Origin of the sequence: Curtobacterium sp. NPDC089689 (assembly GCF_044749145.1) — a bacterium.
GTDB lineage: Bacteria > Actinomycetota > Actinomycetes > Actinomycetales > Microbacteriaceae > Curtobacterium.
In genome coordinates this window covers 366085-380644 of the sequence record NZ_JBIVHJ010000002.1, presented here as the reverse complement: position 1 = coordinate 380644, position 14560 = coordinate 366085, and the positions used below count along the sequence as shown (strand labels likewise).

14 protein-coding genes are annotated in these 14560 nt (G+C 73.8%); 7 read left to right on the top strand and 7 right to left on the bottom strand.

Annotation, left to right across the window (positions count from 1 at the left end; translation table 11 throughout):
• Positions 1-363: 363 nt before the first annotated feature.
• Together ACIPYW_RS10035 and ACIPYW_RS10030 are read right to left on the bottom strand one after the other, a co-directional pair.
• The gene (locus ACIPYW_RS10035) at positions 364-1140 is read right to left on the bottom strand and encodes an endonuclease/exonuclease/phosphatase family protein (RefSeq protein ID WP_290131142.1); all 777 of its coding nucleotides are present in this window, start codon (positions 1138-1140) and stop codon (positions 364-366) included.
• A gap of 166 nt (positions 1141-1306) precedes the next feature.
• Positions 1307-2725 (bottom strand): MFS transporter, encoded by a 1419-nt coding sequence (locus tag ACIPYW_RS10030; protein ID WP_400412986.1) that lies wholly within the window; start codon positions 2723-2725, stop codon positions 1307-1309.
• A 145-nt stretch (positions 2726-2870) separates the two neighbouring features.
• On the opposite strand from ACIPYW_RS10030, the gene ACIPYW_RS10025 reads away from it, so the two are divergent.
• From ACIPYW_RS10025 to ACIPYW_RS10005, 5 genes are all read left to right on the top strand, one after another.
• Positions 2871-4007: an alanine racemase gene (locus ACIPYW_RS10025; protein ID WP_400412985.1), complete on the top strand. Its 1137-nt coding sequence runs from the start codon at positions 2871-2873 to the stop codon at positions 4005-4007.
• Positions 4004-4840, top strand: coding sequence for an IclR family transcriptional regulator (locus ACIPYW_RS10020; protein ID WP_400412984.1), 837 nt, complete (start codon positions 4004-4006; stop codon positions 4838-4840). Before ACIPYW_RS10025 ends, ACIPYW_RS10020 begins: the two co-directional genes overlap by 4 nt.
• On the top strand, positions 4837-5814 hold the full coding sequence (locus ACIPYW_RS10015; RefSeq protein ID WP_400412982.1) for a sugar kinase: 978 nt from the start codon (positions 4837-4839) through the stop codon (positions 5812-5814). The genes ACIPYW_RS10020 and ACIPYW_RS10015 overlap by 4 nt, the downstream gene beginning before the upstream one ends.
• 68 nt (positions 5815-5882) lie before the next feature.
• Positions 5883-6533, top strand: a complete 651-nt coding sequence (locus ACIPYW_RS10010; RefSeq protein WP_400412981.1) for a bifunctional 4-hydroxy-2-oxoglutarate aldolase/2-dehydro-3-deoxy-phosphogluconate aldolase — start codon at positions 5883-5885, stop codon at positions 6531-6533.
• On the top strand, positions 6530-8128 hold the full coding sequence (locus ACIPYW_RS10005; RefSeq protein WP_400412980.1) for an amidohydrolase family protein: 1599 nt from the start codon (positions 6530-6532) through the stop codon (positions 8126-8128). Before ACIPYW_RS10010 ends, ACIPYW_RS10005 begins: the two co-directional genes overlap by 4 nt.
• A 75-nt stretch (positions 8129-8203) precedes the next feature.
• On the opposite strand, the gene ACIPYW_RS10000 is transcribed toward ACIPYW_RS10005, so the two are convergent.
• On the bottom strand, positions 8204-8587 hold the full coding sequence (locus ACIPYW_RS10000; RefSeq protein WP_058725097.1) for a RidA family protein: 384 nt from the start codon (positions 8585-8587) through the stop codon (positions 8204-8206).
• 148 nt (positions 8588-8735) lie between these two features.
• Between ACIPYW_RS10000 and ACIPYW_RS09995 the strand changes: the two genes are divergently transcribed.
• A complete protein-coding gene (locus ACIPYW_RS09995) occupies positions 8736-9992 on the top strand; it encodes a hypothetical protein (protein WP_400412978.1) in 1257 nt (418 codons plus the stop codon).
• A gap of 101 nt (positions 9993-10093) precedes the next feature.
• Here the strand turns inward: ACIPYW_RS09995 and ACIPYW_RS09990 are convergent, their stop codons facing one another.
• The 3 genes from ACIPYW_RS09990 to ACIPYW_RS09980 all read right to left on the bottom strand — a co-directional run bounded on the left by ACIPYW_RS09990 (position 10094) and on the right by ACIPYW_RS09980 (position 12783).
• Entirely contained in the window at positions 10094-10585 is a 492-nt protein-coding gene (locus tag ACIPYW_RS09990) for a pyridoxamine 5'-phosphate oxidase family protein (protein ID WP_290131133.1), read from the bottom strand.
• Positions 10586-10938: 353 nt separating this feature from the next.
• Complete coding sequence (locus ACIPYW_RS09985) at positions 10939-11565, bottom strand: hypothetical protein (protein WP_290131132.1); 627 nt, start codon at positions 11563-11565, stop codon at positions 10939-10941.
• A gap of 108 nt (positions 11566-11673) precedes the next feature.
• The gene (locus ACIPYW_RS09980; RefSeq protein WP_400412976.1) at positions 11674-12783 is read right to left on the bottom strand and encodes an LLM class flavin-dependent oxidoreductase; all 1110 of its coding nucleotides are present in this window, start codon (positions 12781-12783) and stop codon (positions 11674-11676) included.
• Positions 12784-12884: 101 nt separating this feature from the next.
• Between ACIPYW_RS09980 and ACIPYW_RS09975 the strand changes: the two genes are divergently transcribed.
• Positions 12885-13811, top strand: a complete 927-nt coding sequence (locus tag ACIPYW_RS09975; protein WP_400412975.1) for an SDR family oxidoreductase — start codon at positions 12885-12887, stop codon at positions 13809-13811.
• Positions 13812-13879: 68 nt separating this feature from the next.
• On the opposite strand, the gene ACIPYW_RS09970 is transcribed toward ACIPYW_RS09975, so the two are convergent.
• Complete coding sequence (locus tag ACIPYW_RS09970; protein ID WP_400412974.1) at positions 13880-14557, bottom strand: SGNH/GDSL hydrolase family protein; 678 nt, start codon at positions 14555-14557, stop codon at positions 13880-13882.
• Positions 14558-14560 lie beyond the last annotated feature (3 nt).

Here is a 14560-nt window from a genome sequence, read left to right as displayed (position 1 = left end):
TGCCAAACCCCCCTGAGCACGTGGTTTTCACTGTTACCGGGGGGTGGGGTCGCCGCGATGGGGGGCCCGCGGTGTGGGGGGGGGGGGGGGGCGCGGCCCCGGGGGGGGGGCGCGCGGGGGGGGGGGGGGGGGGGGGGGGGGCCCCCGGCCCCCCCCCCCCTCCCGTCCGTCCGTCCGTCCGTCCGTCCGTGGTCACGACTCCCCGCGCGCCACTCTCGAGCGGTCACGAAGTGTCGCTCCGACCGCACGACGGCGACGAATCGTGACCGCCTGCTGCTCGACGGACGGGGAGTCGCGACCCACGACGCACGATGCCGCATGCCCCTGCACGTCGCTCCGAGCGCGACGCCGCGCCGGTGGGCGTCAGGCCGCGGGGGCGTCGATCGTCGGGTAGCCGGCGGTGTCGCCGGGGTGCTCGTAGTGCGCCCTGACCAGGATCGGCCGGTGGTCGGACACCCCCGCGGGGAGCGTCTCGACGCCGGCGATGTGCAGACCGACGCTCGTCGCGAAGTCGAAGTGGCCCGTGAACTTGCGGTAGCGCAGGTAGGTCGGCTGGTCCGAGAGCGACAGCGCGAAGCCGTGCTGCTCGATCTTGCGGCGGAGGTTCGTCTGGAACCACGGGTAGTTGAAGTCGCCGACCATGATCGCCGGGGCCTCGCTCGAGAGGTCGCGGACGAACTGGTGCGCCGCCTCGATCTGCTTGCGGCGGAGGGAGTTCGTCGCGGTCAGGGGCGAGGCGTGGAACGAGGCGACGATGACCTCGGTGTCGGCCTCGCGGTCGCGGAGGTGCATGGCGATGAGCCGCTCGTGCGCGGGCGCGAGCACCCGGTCGTGCAGCGACTTCTGCAGCGAGTGGATGCTGAAGTCCTGGAGCTCGAAGCGGTCGTCGCGCTTGTAGATCGCGAGGCCCAGCCGGTTCGCCTTCGTCGACGCCGCGAGGGAGAGCCCACCGACGGACGGAGCGAGGTCGTTCGAGTCGCACTCCTGCACGCACAGGACGTCGGCCTGCGAGGCCTCGGCCAGGGACGCGAGTTCGCCGTTCGCGGTGTGCTCGCGGAGGTTGTAGCTGACGACGCGGAGTGCGGTCGGCTGCACGTCGGCGTCGGGGTCGAGCGTCCCGTGCTGCTGTGGAGCGGCCATGCTGCCTTCCTGTTCCGGGTGGCGTCCTGTCCGGGGTACCGGGTCACCCTGCCGGAGCGAAACTACTCGGCCTCCGCAGCAGGTTCCTGAGACTGTAGCGCGGGACGGGTTTCCGGCGTGTGACCGGGTCGCGAACGGACAGCGGCGGCGGTGCGCCCGGTACGCGTCAGGCGCGGACCCGCACCCGCCGGGCGGGTCGCACGGTGTCCCCCGCCGTCCGGCTCATGAGCACACCCTCGACGCACGCGACGACGAGGAGCGCCGCGATGACCCAGAACGCGGCCACGTACGGCCCCGACCCGCCGAGCCCCGACGCCGCGCGGATGACCACGGCGGCGACCGCGACGCCGAACCCCGCCGCCGTCTGCTGCAGCGTCGAGGAGAGCGTGTTCGCCGGGGTCATGTCCGCCTGCTCGACGTCGGCGAACGCGATGGTGTTGTACGCGGTGAAGCCGACTGACCGAGCAGCACCGCTCACGACGAGCAGCACCGCGAGCAGCCAGAACGGGGTGTCCGGCGTCATGAACGCCATCGCCACGACGCTGAGCGCGGCGACGGCGGACGACACGACGATGACGGGCCGGTACCCGAACCAGCGGAGGAACGGAGTCGTCATGGGCTTGATGCCGAGGTTGCCGACGAAGACCCAGAGCACGGCGGACCCGGCGAGCACCGCGCTCCACCCCCACGCGTCCTGGAAGAGCAGCGGGAGCACGAACGGCACGGCCGAGACGGCCAGGCGGAAGAGGCTCCCGCCGGCGTGCGACACCCGGAAGGTCTCGAGTCGGAAGGACTCGAGCCCCATGATCGGGTGCGGGGTCCGGCGGAAGTGCCGGATCGCGAGCCAGCAGCACACCGCGCCGACGACCCCGGAGACGACGACCGCGACGACCGGCACCACGTCGAGCGCCAGCAGCGAGGCCATCACGACGAGCGCGCCGAGGCCGAAGCACGCGAGCAGCGACCCGAGCCAGTCCAACGGCACCCGCTCCGGTGCCCGTTCCTGGGGCACGAGCACGAGCGCGGCGACGAACGCGACGACACCGAGGGGGATGTTGACGAGGAAGATCCAGTGCCACGTCAGGGTGTCGACGAGCACCCCGCCGACGAACGGCGCGATGATCGGCGCCGCCAACGCCGGCCAGGTCAGGATCGCGATCGCCGTGACGAGCTGGTCGCGTCCGGCACTCCGGAGCACGACGAGCCGGCCGACGGGCACCATCATCGCGCCGCCGAGGCCCTGCAGGATGCGCCAGAGCGTCAACTCCACGAGCCCCGTCGACGCGGCGCACAGTGCGGACGCGATCGTGAAGAGCGCGATCGCCGCGGCGAAGACGGTCCGCGAGCCGACGCGGTCGGTCACCCATCCGCTCACCGGGATGAACACGGCCAGCGTCACGAGGTAGGCGGTGATCGCGACGCCGACCGCAGCCGAGTCGACCCCGAGGTCGCGGCCCATCGCGGGCGCGGCGGTCGCGAGGATCGTGCCGTCGAGCAGCTCCATGAAGAAGGTGCCGGCCACGAGGACGGCCACCGCCGTGCTGTGGGTCCGCCGTGGTGCGGGCGTCGATGTCGTCGTCGTCATGTCGAACGAAATGCTATGCCTGCTCGGGTTCCGCGACGGCCCGTGCGACGAACGTTCTGCGTTGCACAATGGAGCGGCCACCAGCGTTGTCCGCGCCGCGGCGGACGGACGAACGTGGCAACACCGCACTCGACGAGGAGGCCCGATGACCACGCACGTGCTCGACGACGTCCTGCTGCCGGCGATGACGCTCCGCGAGTCCGCCCTCGCGTCCAACGCCGCCGTGATGCAGGCGTACGTCGACCGCCACGGCCTGCTGTTCGCGCCGCACATGAAGACCCACATGGCACCCGCCCTGGCCCGCCGGCAACTCGACCTCGGCGCGTGGGGCGTCACGGTCGCCTCCGTCCAGCAGGCCGTCGTGGCGTGGCGGCACGGCATCCACCGGATCCTCCTCGCGAACGAGGTGCTCGACCCGGCCGGGCTGGCCTGGATCGCGGGCCGTCGCACCGAGGACCCCGGTGCCGACGTCCTGTTCCAGGTCGACTCCCCCGCCGGTGTGACCGCGGCAGCGGCCCACGGGGCACTCCCGGTGCTCGTCGAGGTCGGGTTCCCCGGCGGTCGCACGGGCGTCCGGTCCCCCGAGGACGGGATCGCCCTCGCACGCACCGCACACGACGCCGGCCTCGAGCTCCGCGGCGTCACCGGCTACGAGGGCGGGCTGCCCGGCCCCGACGAGGCCCGTGACTACGTGCGCGGCGTCCTCGCGGTCACCGCGGCGGTCCGCCCGCTCGTCGGGGTGCCCCGGACGCTCCTGAGCATGGGCGGGAGCGCCTGGTTCGACGCGGTCGTCGAGGCCGTCGAGTCCCGGCCCGGTGACGTCGACGTCCTGCTGCGGTCCGGAGCGTCGCTGACGCACGACGACGGCTTCTACGCCGAGCGGACGCCCTTCGGCCGCCACCCCGAGGAGGGGCGGCTCGAGGCCGCCATCCGCGTCTGGGGCCGGGTCACCTCAGCCCCGGAGCCGGGCCTCGTGCTCGTGGCCGTCGGCAAGCGGGACATCAGCTTCGACGAGGGACTGCCGGTCGTGCGCGAGGTCCGGCCGGGAGGCACGGCTGACGCCCGCCCCGTGACTCCCGCCCCCGGGTCGGTCACCGTCACCCGCCTCGACGACCAGCACTGCTACCTGCGGACCACCGACGCGGCGCCCGACCTCGTCCCGGGGGACGTCGTGGTGTTCGGCATCTCCCACCCCTGCACGGTGTTCGACAAGTGGCGCCGGGTCCTCGTGCTCGCCGACGACGACACCGTGCTCGACACGATCGAGACGGAGTTCCGGTGACCACCCCACCCGACATCCCCGCCCGCAACGCCGCCCTGTCGCTCCGGCGCGGACTCCGGCTGCTCGACCACGTCGCCGAACGCACGCGGAACGGCGAGGTGTCGGTCAGCCTCGGCACCCTCGCCACGGAGCTCGGGACGTCGAAGTCGACCGTCCTCCGCCTGACGGCCCCGATGGTCGAGACCGACCTGCTCCGCCGGACCGCGGACGCCGGGTTCACGCTCGGGCTCGGGGCGCTGCTCCTCGGCCAGAGCTACCTCGAGGGCATCGACCTGCGGGCTGCCGCGGCCCCGTTCCTCCGCCGGACCGCCGAACGGACCGGGCTCACGTGCCACCTCGTCGTCCCGGACGGCACCGACATCGTCTACGTCGACAAGGTCGAGACGCGCGGGACCGTCCGCATGGGGTCCCGCATCGGCAACCGGCTGCCGATGCGCAACACCGCCTCGGGCAAGGCCATCGTCGCGTTCGGGGAGCCGGACCTGCTCGCCCGGGTGCTCGCGGAGCCCGTCCGCGCGATGACGGACCACACCATCACGGACGACGTGCGCTGGCGCCGCGAGGTCGACCGGACGCACCAGCGCGGCTACGGCATCGACGACCGCGAGAACGAACCGGACATCCGGTGCGTCGCCGCCCCCGTGTTCGACCACGCGAACCAGGTCGTCGGGGCGATGAGCATCTCCGGGCTCGCGTCGCGGTTCCCGGCGGCCGCGGTCCGCGAGCTCGGGTCCGGGGTCGTCCGGACGGCGCACGAGATCTCGGTCGCGCTCGGTTCGTCCTCCGCCCAGCTGGCACTGAACCGGACGGCGACGACCCGGAGCGCCCGGTGACCGGGCGGGTGGTCACCGTGGGCGAGACGATGCTCCTGCTCAGCGGACAGTCGGTCGGTGCCGTCCCCGACCTCGACGCGATGCGGGTCGACACCGGCGGCGCGGAGAGCAACGTCGCGATCGGCCTGGCCCGCGCCGGGGTGCCGACGACGTGGGTCGGCCGCGTCGGGACGGACCCGGCGGGCGACCGCGTCGTGGCGGACGTCCGCAGCTCGGGCGTCGACGTGGTCGCGGTCGCCGATGCGGACCGCTCGACCGGACTCATGATGAAGGAGCGGCTGGCCGACGGCCGGACCCGCGTGACGTACCACCGCCGAGGGTCTGCCGGGTCGGCGATCGGACCCGAGGACGTCCCCGCCGGACTCGTCGAGCAGGCCGCCCTGGTGCACCTCAGCGGGATCACCCTCGCGCTCTCGGACCGTTCCCGCGCGACCGTGGACGCCGTGCTCGACCGCGCCGAGGCCGCCGGTGTCCCCGTCTCCTTCGACGTCAACCACCGGCCGAAGCTGATCGACCCGGACACCGCACGCGTTCGCTACCGGGCGGTGGTCGAACGCTCGGCCACCGTGTTCGCGAGCGACGACGAGGCCCGGCTGGTACTCGGCCGCGAGGAGCAGCCGGCCGACGAGGACGACCTCGCGCGCGGTCTCGCGGCACTGGCCCACGGCACCGCGGTGGTGAAGCTCGGCTCGCGCGGAGCGGTGGCCTCGGTCGACGGCGTCCTGCACCGACGAGCGGCGACGCCCGTCCGCGTGGTGGACCCCGTGGGCGCCGGGGACGCCTTCGTGGCCGGGTGGATCGCCGCCGTCCTCGGTGGCGCCGAGCCGGCGGTCGCGCTCGACCGCGCGGCGGACGCCGGGGCCCTCGCCTGCACCGTGGCGAGCGACTGGAGGCTCCCGGACCCCGACGCGGTCGTCACCGTGGACGATGCCCCGGAGGTCGACCACGCCGTGCACGACCGCGTGGACCGCTGATGGTCACCCGACGACGAGCACCCGCGACGAGCACCCGCGACGCGCACCCCGACGACAGGAGGACCCCGATGACCGACACCGCCGCCCCCACCACGACGGCCAGGCACCGCCACGACGCCGGACCCGCGGTCGCCATCCTCCGCGGCGGCACGGGCGAGCACGTCGAGGACGTCATCCGGGTGCTCGTCGAGTCCGGGGTCCGAGCGATCGAGCTCACCACCAACACCCCGCGCTGGCAGGACGGCATCGCCTGGGCGGTCGACCGGTACGGCAGCGCCGCCGCGGTCGGCGTCGGGACCGTCCTCGAACCCCGCCAGCTCGACGAGGCCGCCGCGCTCGGCGCCACCTTCGCGGTCAGCCCGCACACCGATCCCGCCATCGGCGAACGCGCCCACGAGCGGGGCCTCGGCTGGTACCCGGGTGCGGCGACCCCGACGGAGATCGTCACGGCGTGGCGGCACGGAGCCCGGGCGGTCAAGGTCTTCCCCGCCGCCCAGCTCGGCGGGCCGGCGTTCCTGAAGCAGGTGCTCGCACCGCTCGACTTCGTCGACGTGATCCCCACCGGCGGCATCGGCGTGGACGACGCGGCCGACTACCTCGCGGCGGGTGCGGTCGCGGTCGGCCTCGGCTCGCCGCTCGTCGGTGACGCCCTGCGGGACGGCGACCTCGACGGCCTCCGCACACGCGCGGAACGGCTCGTCGCGGCGCTGGCGCGATGACGGCGCCGGTGTTCCTCGCCGGCGGGTCGATCGTCGGCGACGACGGCCGGTTCCACCGCCGGGACGTCCTCGTCGCGGACGGCCGGGTCACCGAGGTCGGCGAACGGCTCCGTGTCCCCGCCGACGCAGCGGTGATCGACTGCTCCGACCGGGTCGTCATGCCGGGCTTCGTCGACGCGCACTCGCACGCGGGGTCCCTCGTCTTCGACGAGCGCGTGCAGCTCGCGCTCCTGCGCCAGGGCGTCACGACGATCGTCACCGGGCAGGACGGCGTCGGGCCGGCACCGGGCGACGGCTCGTACGCGGCCCGGTACTTCGCCGCGATCGACGGCCCGCACCCGACCTACCGCGGCGGCGGGATCGCCGGGCTGCTCGCCACCTACGACGGCACGACGCCGCTCAACGTCGCGACGCTCGTGCCCGCCGGGACCGTCCGGTACGAGGTCATGGGCGACGACGACGGCCCCGCCGACGACGAGCAGCTCGACGCCATGCGCGCGCTCGTGCGACAGGGAACGGCGGACGGGGCGGTGGGCCTCGCGACCGGGCTCGACTACGTCCCCGGCCTGCACGCCTCGACCGAGGAGATCGCTGCCCTCGCCGCCGAGTCCGCCGCCGTCCGGGGCCGGTACGTGACGCACATGCGCGGTGGCTACGAGTCGAACGTCGCCGCGGGCATCGACGAGATCGTCCGCATCTGCCGCGCGGCCGGCGGCTCCGCACACGTGTCGCACCTGCACGCTCCCGTCCGACTCGCCCTCGACGAACTCGACCGGGCCGCAGCGAACGGGGTCTCCCTGTCGTTCGACGCCTACCCCTACTCGCGCGGCTGCACGATCCTGTCGATGCTGCTCCTGCCCGCGGAGCTCGCCCGCCCGGGCACCGACGACCTCGCTCGGGCGCTGGCAGCCGACGGCGGTCGTGCACGGGTGCGGGGCGCCGTGCTCGACCGGGTGCTCGGACGCGCGGACCTCGGCACGGACTGGGCGGAGCAGATCACCCTGTCGCACGTGCCGGCCGCCGAGTTCCACGCGCTGCAGGGCCGGACCCTCGCGGACGCGGCGGAGGCCACGGGGACCGACCCGGTCGACCTCGCGCTCGACGTGCTCGTCGACTCGGAGCTGCAGGTGACCGTCGTGATGCGGGTCCCCCGCCCGCGGACGTCCGCCGAGCTGGCGGAGCTGTACCGGTACGGCGGCCACACCGGCGGCTCGGACGGCATCTTCGTCGGGACGCACCCGCACCCGCGGGCGTACGGCACGTTCGCTCGGTACCTCGGCGAGTACGCCCGGACCGGACTGCTCTCGTGGTGGGAGGTCCAGGAGCACCTGTCGACGCTGCCCGCAGAGCTCTTCCGGTTGGACCGCCGCGGTGCCGTCGCGCCGGGCTGGACCGCGGACCTCGTGGTCGTGGACCCCGAGCGGGTCGCTGCGCGGTCGACGTACACCGAGCCGATGCTGCTCGCCGAGGGCATCGACGACGTCCTCGTCGCGGGCGTCCCCGTGCTCCGGGACGGCGCGCTCACGGGGGCGACCCCGGGCGCGGGACTGCGACGGACGCCGTTCCGTCACCCCGCCCGGACGACCGCGTCCTGACGGCGGCGACCCGGCACGCGGCCACCCGGCGCGCGGCCAGCGGCCCGCGGCGCCACGTGCCGGGTGAGGACCCGCTCAGGCGGAGGGCAGGACCGCCACGACGTCGATCTCGACGAGGATGCCCGCGAGGTGCGACTGGACCGTCGTGCGGACCGGGTACGGCTGGGAGAAGTGCTTCGCGTACTCCTCGTTGAACGCCGCGAAGTCGCGGTCGGAGTGCTCGAGGTGCACGGTCGACTTCACGACGTCGTCGAGGGTGGCCCCGTGCTCGGCGAGGACCGCCGCGACGTTCGCGAGCACCTGCGCGGTCTGCCCGGCGACGTCGTCGGCCATCGCACCGGTCGCGGGGTCCTGCGGGCCGAACCCGGCGGTGTAGAGGAAGCCGTTCGCGACGATGCCCTGGCTGTAGGGTCCGGCGGGCTTCGGCGCGTTGTCGGTGACGACGGCGGTCTTCGGCATGGTGCTCCTGTCGGTCGGATCGTTCCGTCCACCGTAGGCGGCGGCGCGCTCCGCGGACCGGCCACCTGACGGCCGCTTTCCGTCCTGCACAACGCAGGGCGGGCCTCCCGGCTGGGTCTCCCAGGGAGCGGACGACTACCCTCGACCCGTGCCGCCCGAATCGACGCTCTCCGGATCGCTCGCGACCGGCCGACGGCGGTTCACCGACCTCGCGACCAGCCTGCCGGCCTGGTCCGCCGTGCTCCTGGTGTGGTTCGGCGGGCGCGTCGTGTCGACGTTCTGGCTGGCGCTGGCGTACCCGCTGATCGGTCGCGCGCTCCCCGCCAACGCGATCTGGGGCAACGACCACGGGTTCCTGACCTTCCTGACGGCGTGGGACGGGCAGTACTACCAGCAGATCTCGCTGCACGGCTACCCGACGACGCTGCCGACGGACGCGGCCGGCCACGTGACGCAGAACGCGTGGGCGTTCCTGCCGGCCTTCCCGTTCGCCATCCGCATGCTCACGGCGTCCACCGGCATCACGTTCGAGGTCGGTGCGCCCCTGATCGCCCTCGGCGCCGGACTCGTCGCCGCGTTCCTGCTGTACCGGCTCGTCAGCGACCACGCCGGGCACCGCGCGGGCATGTGGGCCGTGTTCTTCTTCACGTGCGGCCCGCTGTCGTTCCTGCTGCAGGTCGGGTACGCGGAGAGCACGTTCCTCGCACTGACCTTCGGTGCGCTCCTCGCACTCGAGCGCCGTCGGTACGGCCTCCTCACCCTGCTCGGCGTCGTCGCGGCGTTCACCCGCCCTGGTGCCCTCGCGATCCCGCTCGTGCTCGGGGTCGTGGTGCTCGTCCGCTGGGTCTGTGCCCGTCGCGCCGACCGGGCCACGGGGACCGCCGACCGCACCCTCGACGGCTTCCCGCTGCGCGAGCGCATCGTGGCCGTGGGCTCCGGGCTCGTGATGGCCGCCGCGGGGGTCGCCTGGCCGCTCATCGCGTCGCACGTGACCGGCACGCCGAACGCCTACCTCGAGACCGAGATGTCCTGGTGGGTGAACTTCATCGGTCGGGTCGACTTCGCGCCGATGACGCCGTGGTTCCTCATCGCGTCGCGGTGGCTCGGCGTCGGGGGCGTGTTCATCGTCGTGTTCCTGCTCGTCGCGTACCCCGTGTGGCTGCTCCGGCGCTCCACCCGGCAGCTCGGGTCGACGACCGTGCTCTACTCGGCGGCGTACGCGCTGTACATCTTCGCGGTGTCGCTCCCGATGGCCTCGACGCCGCGGCTGCTCATGCCGCTGGCACCGCTGTTCGGGTCGCCCGAACTCGTCGCGAAGCCCTGGATGCGGTGGACCTTCGTGTCCTGCGCGCTCCTCGGGCAGCCGGTGCTGGTGGCGGTGCTGTGGCTGCTCGGCCCGCCGTGACCCGCTGACGCGACGCCGCACCTTGCCCGCCCGGCGTCGCCGTGGAACGACGAAGCCGCTGTCGTGCGACAGCGGCTTCGTCGTTCCACAGCAGCAGGGACCTAGAGCTCGACCGTCCCGTGGTCGCCCGTGTCGGGCTGGCTCTGCTTGCCGAGTGCGGCCTTGAGGGTCTGCACGAGACTCCCCACGGGGCCGGTGTCCTGGGTCCAGTACTCGACCGAGTCCCCCTCGACCGTGAGGAGCCGGATCGACGGGTCCTTGCGTCCCTCGGGGAACCAGGCCTCCGCGAACGGGGACCACAGCTCGTCGATGACGGTCTCGTCCTGCGTCACGGTGGCGGTGCCGGCGATCGACAGGTACCCGCCCTGCGACTCGATCGCGACGTTCACGTGCGGGTTGCGCGCGATGTCCTCGACCTTCTCGCTGCCGTCCTGCACCAGGAAGCGGAGCGTCCCGTTGAACGCCTTGTCCTGCACCGCCAGCGGCCTCGCGTGCAGCGCGCCGTCGGCGTTGACCGTGGTGAGGAGCGCCGTGCGGGCTCCGTGGACGATGTCCGAGATGGCTGCTCGCTGGTCGGCCTGGGTGTCGGTCATGGTTGGTCCTCCTCGTCGTGCGCCCCGTTGTGCCCGACGTGCGGCCGGGTCTCCCCGGGGCGCGTTCCGTTCGGACCAGTGTGCTCCGGGACGCTGGGACGCGTCTGCCTGGAGGCACGGTGCGCGCCCGCGACGTCGGTCGCGCCCGATGGTCGCCCAGCCCGTCACGCGCGGTCGGAGCGCCGCCGGCACGCGCAGTCGGCTCCCCGGCTCGTGCGATGGGAGCGCGTGGTCTCCCACGGTCGGAGCGCGTCGGCTCACGCGGTCGGAACGCGTCGGCTCACGCGGTCGGAACGCGCCGGCTCGCGCGGTCGGAACGCGCCGGCTCGCGCGGTCGGCTTGCCGCCGGGTCGTCAGACGGCGGGTTCGCGGATGGTGGTCTCGACGTCGACCACCTGCGGGATCCGCGGCATGGACGCGAACCCGAACGCCACCGGCGGGTCGAGCGGGGCGATCGACCCGAGCGGCGCTCCTGCCCAGGTCCCCCGCACGCCCGTGACGTCGTGCGCCCCGGTCACGCCGTAGTACTCGCGACGACCGTTCCCCGCCGTGCCCGCCGTCCCGGCCCCGGGTGCCAGGAGTCGGGCGACCGGGTCGATCACGGTGAGCCACCGCCAGTCTCGTGCGACCGGCTTCGGGACGATGCGGAGCACCCGCCCGAGCGGTGAGATCCCGCCGACGTCGATCGAGGCCTGCAGGGGGCCGGCGTCGAGCTCGAGGCCACGGGCGGTCCGGCGCGTCCGGACGTCGACGACCGAGACGGTGTCGAACCGGTAGGTGCCGGAGACGTACGCCGCGACGAGCTCGTCGGGCGCGAGCAGCACCGAGCTGCCGTCGGCCTGCTCGAGGAAGACGTCCGTGAACGGACCGAACGGCGACCGCTCCCACATCCCGACGACGATCCGGACGCCTGATGTGCTGCCGACGCCGAGGATCTTCCCGCGGAAGCGTCGTTCGGTGGGCTCGGGGTTCCGGGACATGCGCCGGACGCTACCCGTGCCCGCCGAGAGCGACGTGACGGGCGCGCACCGTGCCTCCAGGCCGGACCGGGCGTGGCGAGGGCACGCGACCCGCCCGCACCAGCGTGCTCAGGGCACCGGCACCGGCTCCGCGAGGAGCTCGCGCACCCGGGGCGCGACCTGCGTGCCGTAGAGCTCGATCGACCGCATCATGTCGTCGTGCGGCAGACGGCCCGTCGCGTAGCGCATGTCGAACCGCGAGACCCCGAGGATCCGCATGTTCCGCGCGATCTTCCGCGCGACCGTCTCGGGCGAACCGACGTACAGCGAGCCGCCCGCGGAGAGCCCGGCGCGGTACCCGGCGACGTCGAGGGGCGGCCAGCCGCGCTCCCGGCCGAGCTGGTCGGTGACGGCCTTGTGGTACGGCCAGTAGCGCTCGGCGGCCTCGTCATCGGTCGCGGCCACGAACCCGGGCGAGTGCATCGCGATGGGCTGCTGCGGCAGCTCCAGCTGGGTCAGGGCCTGGCGGTAGAGCCGCGAGAACGGTGCGAACTGCGCGGGCTGCCCGCCGATGATCGCGAGGAACAGCGGCATGCCGTACGAGGCCGCGCGGATGACGGACTGCGGGGAGCCGCCGACTCCGATCCACGTCGGGATGGGGCCGTGCTCGAGCTTCGGGAAGACGTCCTGGTCCACGAGCGGCGCCCGCTTCGTGCCGGACCAGGTCACCTTGTCGCCGCCGCGGAGGGCGGCCCAGAGCTGCAGCTTCTCCTCGAAGAGGACCTCGTAGTCGCTCAGCTCGTGGCCGAAGAGCGGGAACGACTCGGTGAATGACCCGCGGCCGAGGATGACCTCGGCGCGCCCGTCGGAGATCGCGTCGACGGTGGCGAAGCGCTCGTAGACGCGGACGGGGTCGTCCGAGGAGAGCACGGTGACCGCGGAGCCGAGGCGGATGTCCTTCGTCGAGGCGGCGATCGCGGCGAGGACGACCTCCGGTGCACTGACGATGAAGTCGGCACGGTGGTGCTCGCCGACACCGATGAAGTCGATGCCGAGCTGGTCGGCGAGCACGGCCTGCGCGACGACGTCGCGGATGCTCTGCGCATCGGACTTGACCGAGCCGTCGGGGAGCTCGGTGACGTCGCCGAACGTGTCGAGGCCGAGCTGCACGGGGCCGACGCGGTCGGGCGCGGGCGGCGGCACGTCCGAGGGGCGGTCGGTGCCGAATGCGTTGCTCATGGGTCCTCCTGCGGCGTGCCGTTCAATGCGTATGCATGAATCTACCACGGATCGGTGGCGCCCGCAGCAGCCCCGCACCCGCCCCGAGTACCGTCACGTCCATGCCGCAGATCCCCGACCAGACCGGCCGCCGCATCGTCGTCACCGGAGCGAACAGCGGGACCGGCAAGGAGACCGCCACCCGCCTCGCCGCCGCCGGCGCCTCCGTGGTGCTCGCCGTCCGGACCGTGTCCAAGGGCGAGGACGCCGCTCGTGACGTCCGCGCCGCCCACCCGGACGCCGACGTCGAGGTCCGCGAGCTCGACCTCGCCGACCTCGCGAGCGTCCGCCGGTTCGCCGACGGCATCGCAGCGGACGACCGACCCCTCGACGTCCTCGTGAACAACGCCGGCGTGATGGCGCCGCCGAAGCGCTTCGAGACGGTCGACGGCTTCGAGCTCCAGTTCGGCACGAACTTCCTCGGTCCGTTCGCCCTGACGAACCTGCTGCTCCCGCAGCTGCTCCGCACCGACGCGGCGCGCAGCGGGGAGGCTCCTCGTGTCGCGACCATGTCCAGCCTCGCCGCGCTCTTCGGCACCGTCCGGTTCCCCGACCTGCAGTGGGAGCGCGGCTACAACGGCTGGCGGGCCTACGGCCAGTCGAAGCTCGCCGACCTGCTCCTCGCGCTGCACCTGCACCGCCTCGCGGTCGAGCGGGACTGGGACCTCGTCAGCACGGCGGCGCACCCGGGCTACACGCGGACGAACCTGCAGTCCGCGGGGCGGTCGCTCGGCCGGTCGAAGCCCGTCCGGACGCACGACCGTGCGCTGCCCTTCACGCAGGGTGTCGAGCAGGGGTCGGAGCCGCTGCTGTACGCCGCCGTCGGGCCGAACGCCGTCGGGGGCGCCTACTACGGGCCCGCGGGCTTCGGCGGCCTCACGGGCCCCACCACGGTGGCGTCGATCCCCCGGTCGGCCCGGAGCGCCGACCTCGCCCGCTCGCTCTGGGCGGTCGCCGAGGACCTCACGGGAACGGCGCCGCCCGCCTGACCGGCCTGGAGGCGCGGTGCGCGCCCGCCTGACCGGCCTGGAGGCGCGGTGCGCGCCCGCCCGTCGGCTCACCAGCGCAGGTGGTCGCGCTCCAGGGCTCCGCTCACCGCCGCGAGCAGCGCGCGCTGACCACGGGCGGTCGGGTGCACGTCGTCGGCCTGCATCCACGCCGGGTGCCCGCGGAGCGGCTGCCCCAGGTCGAGCCAGGACCCGCCGACGCCGGCCACCGCGGTGTGCATCGCCGCCGAGATCGAGGCGAGCTGGGCGGGCGGGGCGTCCTGGTCCCAGACCGCGCTGAGGCCGACGACCCTGGCCCGCGGCAGGAGTCGGTGCACGGCCGCGACGAGCTGCTGGGTCGCGCCGTCGAGCTCGTCGTCGTCCTGCCCGAGGTCGTTCGAGCTGGCCTGCAGCACCACCACGGCGGGGTGGAGCGCCGCGGCCTGCTCGGCGAGCTCCTCGTACGTCGCCGAGCACTGGTCGTCCCCCTCGGCGAGCACCCCGGCACCGTCGCAGCCGAGGTCGGTCAGCCGGAGGTGGTCGCGTGCTGCGAGGAGCTCGGGCCACGCCTGCGCCGGCCGGAGTCCGTGCCCGATCGTGATGGAGTCGCCGATGACGACCACGCGTGCCCCGGTCGGCAGCGGCCCGAGGGACAGGACCGCCGACTCGTCCGACGAGCAGCCGGCGAGCACGCCGCAGAGCGCCACCGCGACGGCGGCGACGAGGGCTGCTCGGGACGGACGGCGCACGGC

Coding starts and splice junctions, on each gene's coding strand:
- ACIPYW_RS10035 (WP_290131142.1), bottom strand. CDS start 1,140: ATGGCCGCTCCACAGCAGCACGGGACGCTCGACCCCGACGCCGACGTG.
- ACIPYW_RS10030 (WP_400412986.1), bottom strand. CDS start 2,725: ATGACGACGACGACATCGACGCCCGCACCACGGCGGACCCACAGCACG.
- ACIPYW_RS10025 (WP_400412985.1), top strand. CDS start 2,871: ATGACCACGCACGTGCTCGACGACGTCCTGCTGCCGGCGATGACGCTC.
- ACIPYW_RS10010 (WP_400412981.1), top strand. CDS start 5,883: ATGACCGACACCGCCGCCCCCACCACGACGGCCAGGCACCGCCACGAC.
- ACIPYW_RS10005 (WP_400412980.1), top strand. CDS start 6,530: ATGACGGCGCCGGTGTTCCTCGCCGGCGGGTCGATCGTCGGCGACGAC.
- ACIPYW_RS10000 (WP_058725097.1), bottom strand. CDS start 8,587: ATGCCGAAGACCGCCGTCGTCACCGACAACGCGCCGAAGCCCGCCGGA.
- ACIPYW_RS09990 (WP_290131133.1), bottom strand. CDS start 10,585: ATGACCGACACCCAGGCCGACCAGCGAGCAGCCATCTCGGACATCGTC.
- ACIPYW_RS09985 (WP_290131132.1), bottom strand. CDS start 11,565: ATGTCCCGGAACCCCGAGCCCACCGAACGACGCTTCCGCGGGAAGATC.
- ACIPYW_RS09980 (WP_400412976.1), bottom strand. CDS start 12,783: ATGAGCAACGCATTCGGCACCGACCGCCCCTCGGACGTGCCGCCGCCC.
- ACIPYW_RS09975 (WP_400412975.1), top strand. CDS start 12,885: ATGCCGCAGATCCCCGACCAGACCGGCCGCCGCATCGTCGTCACCGGA.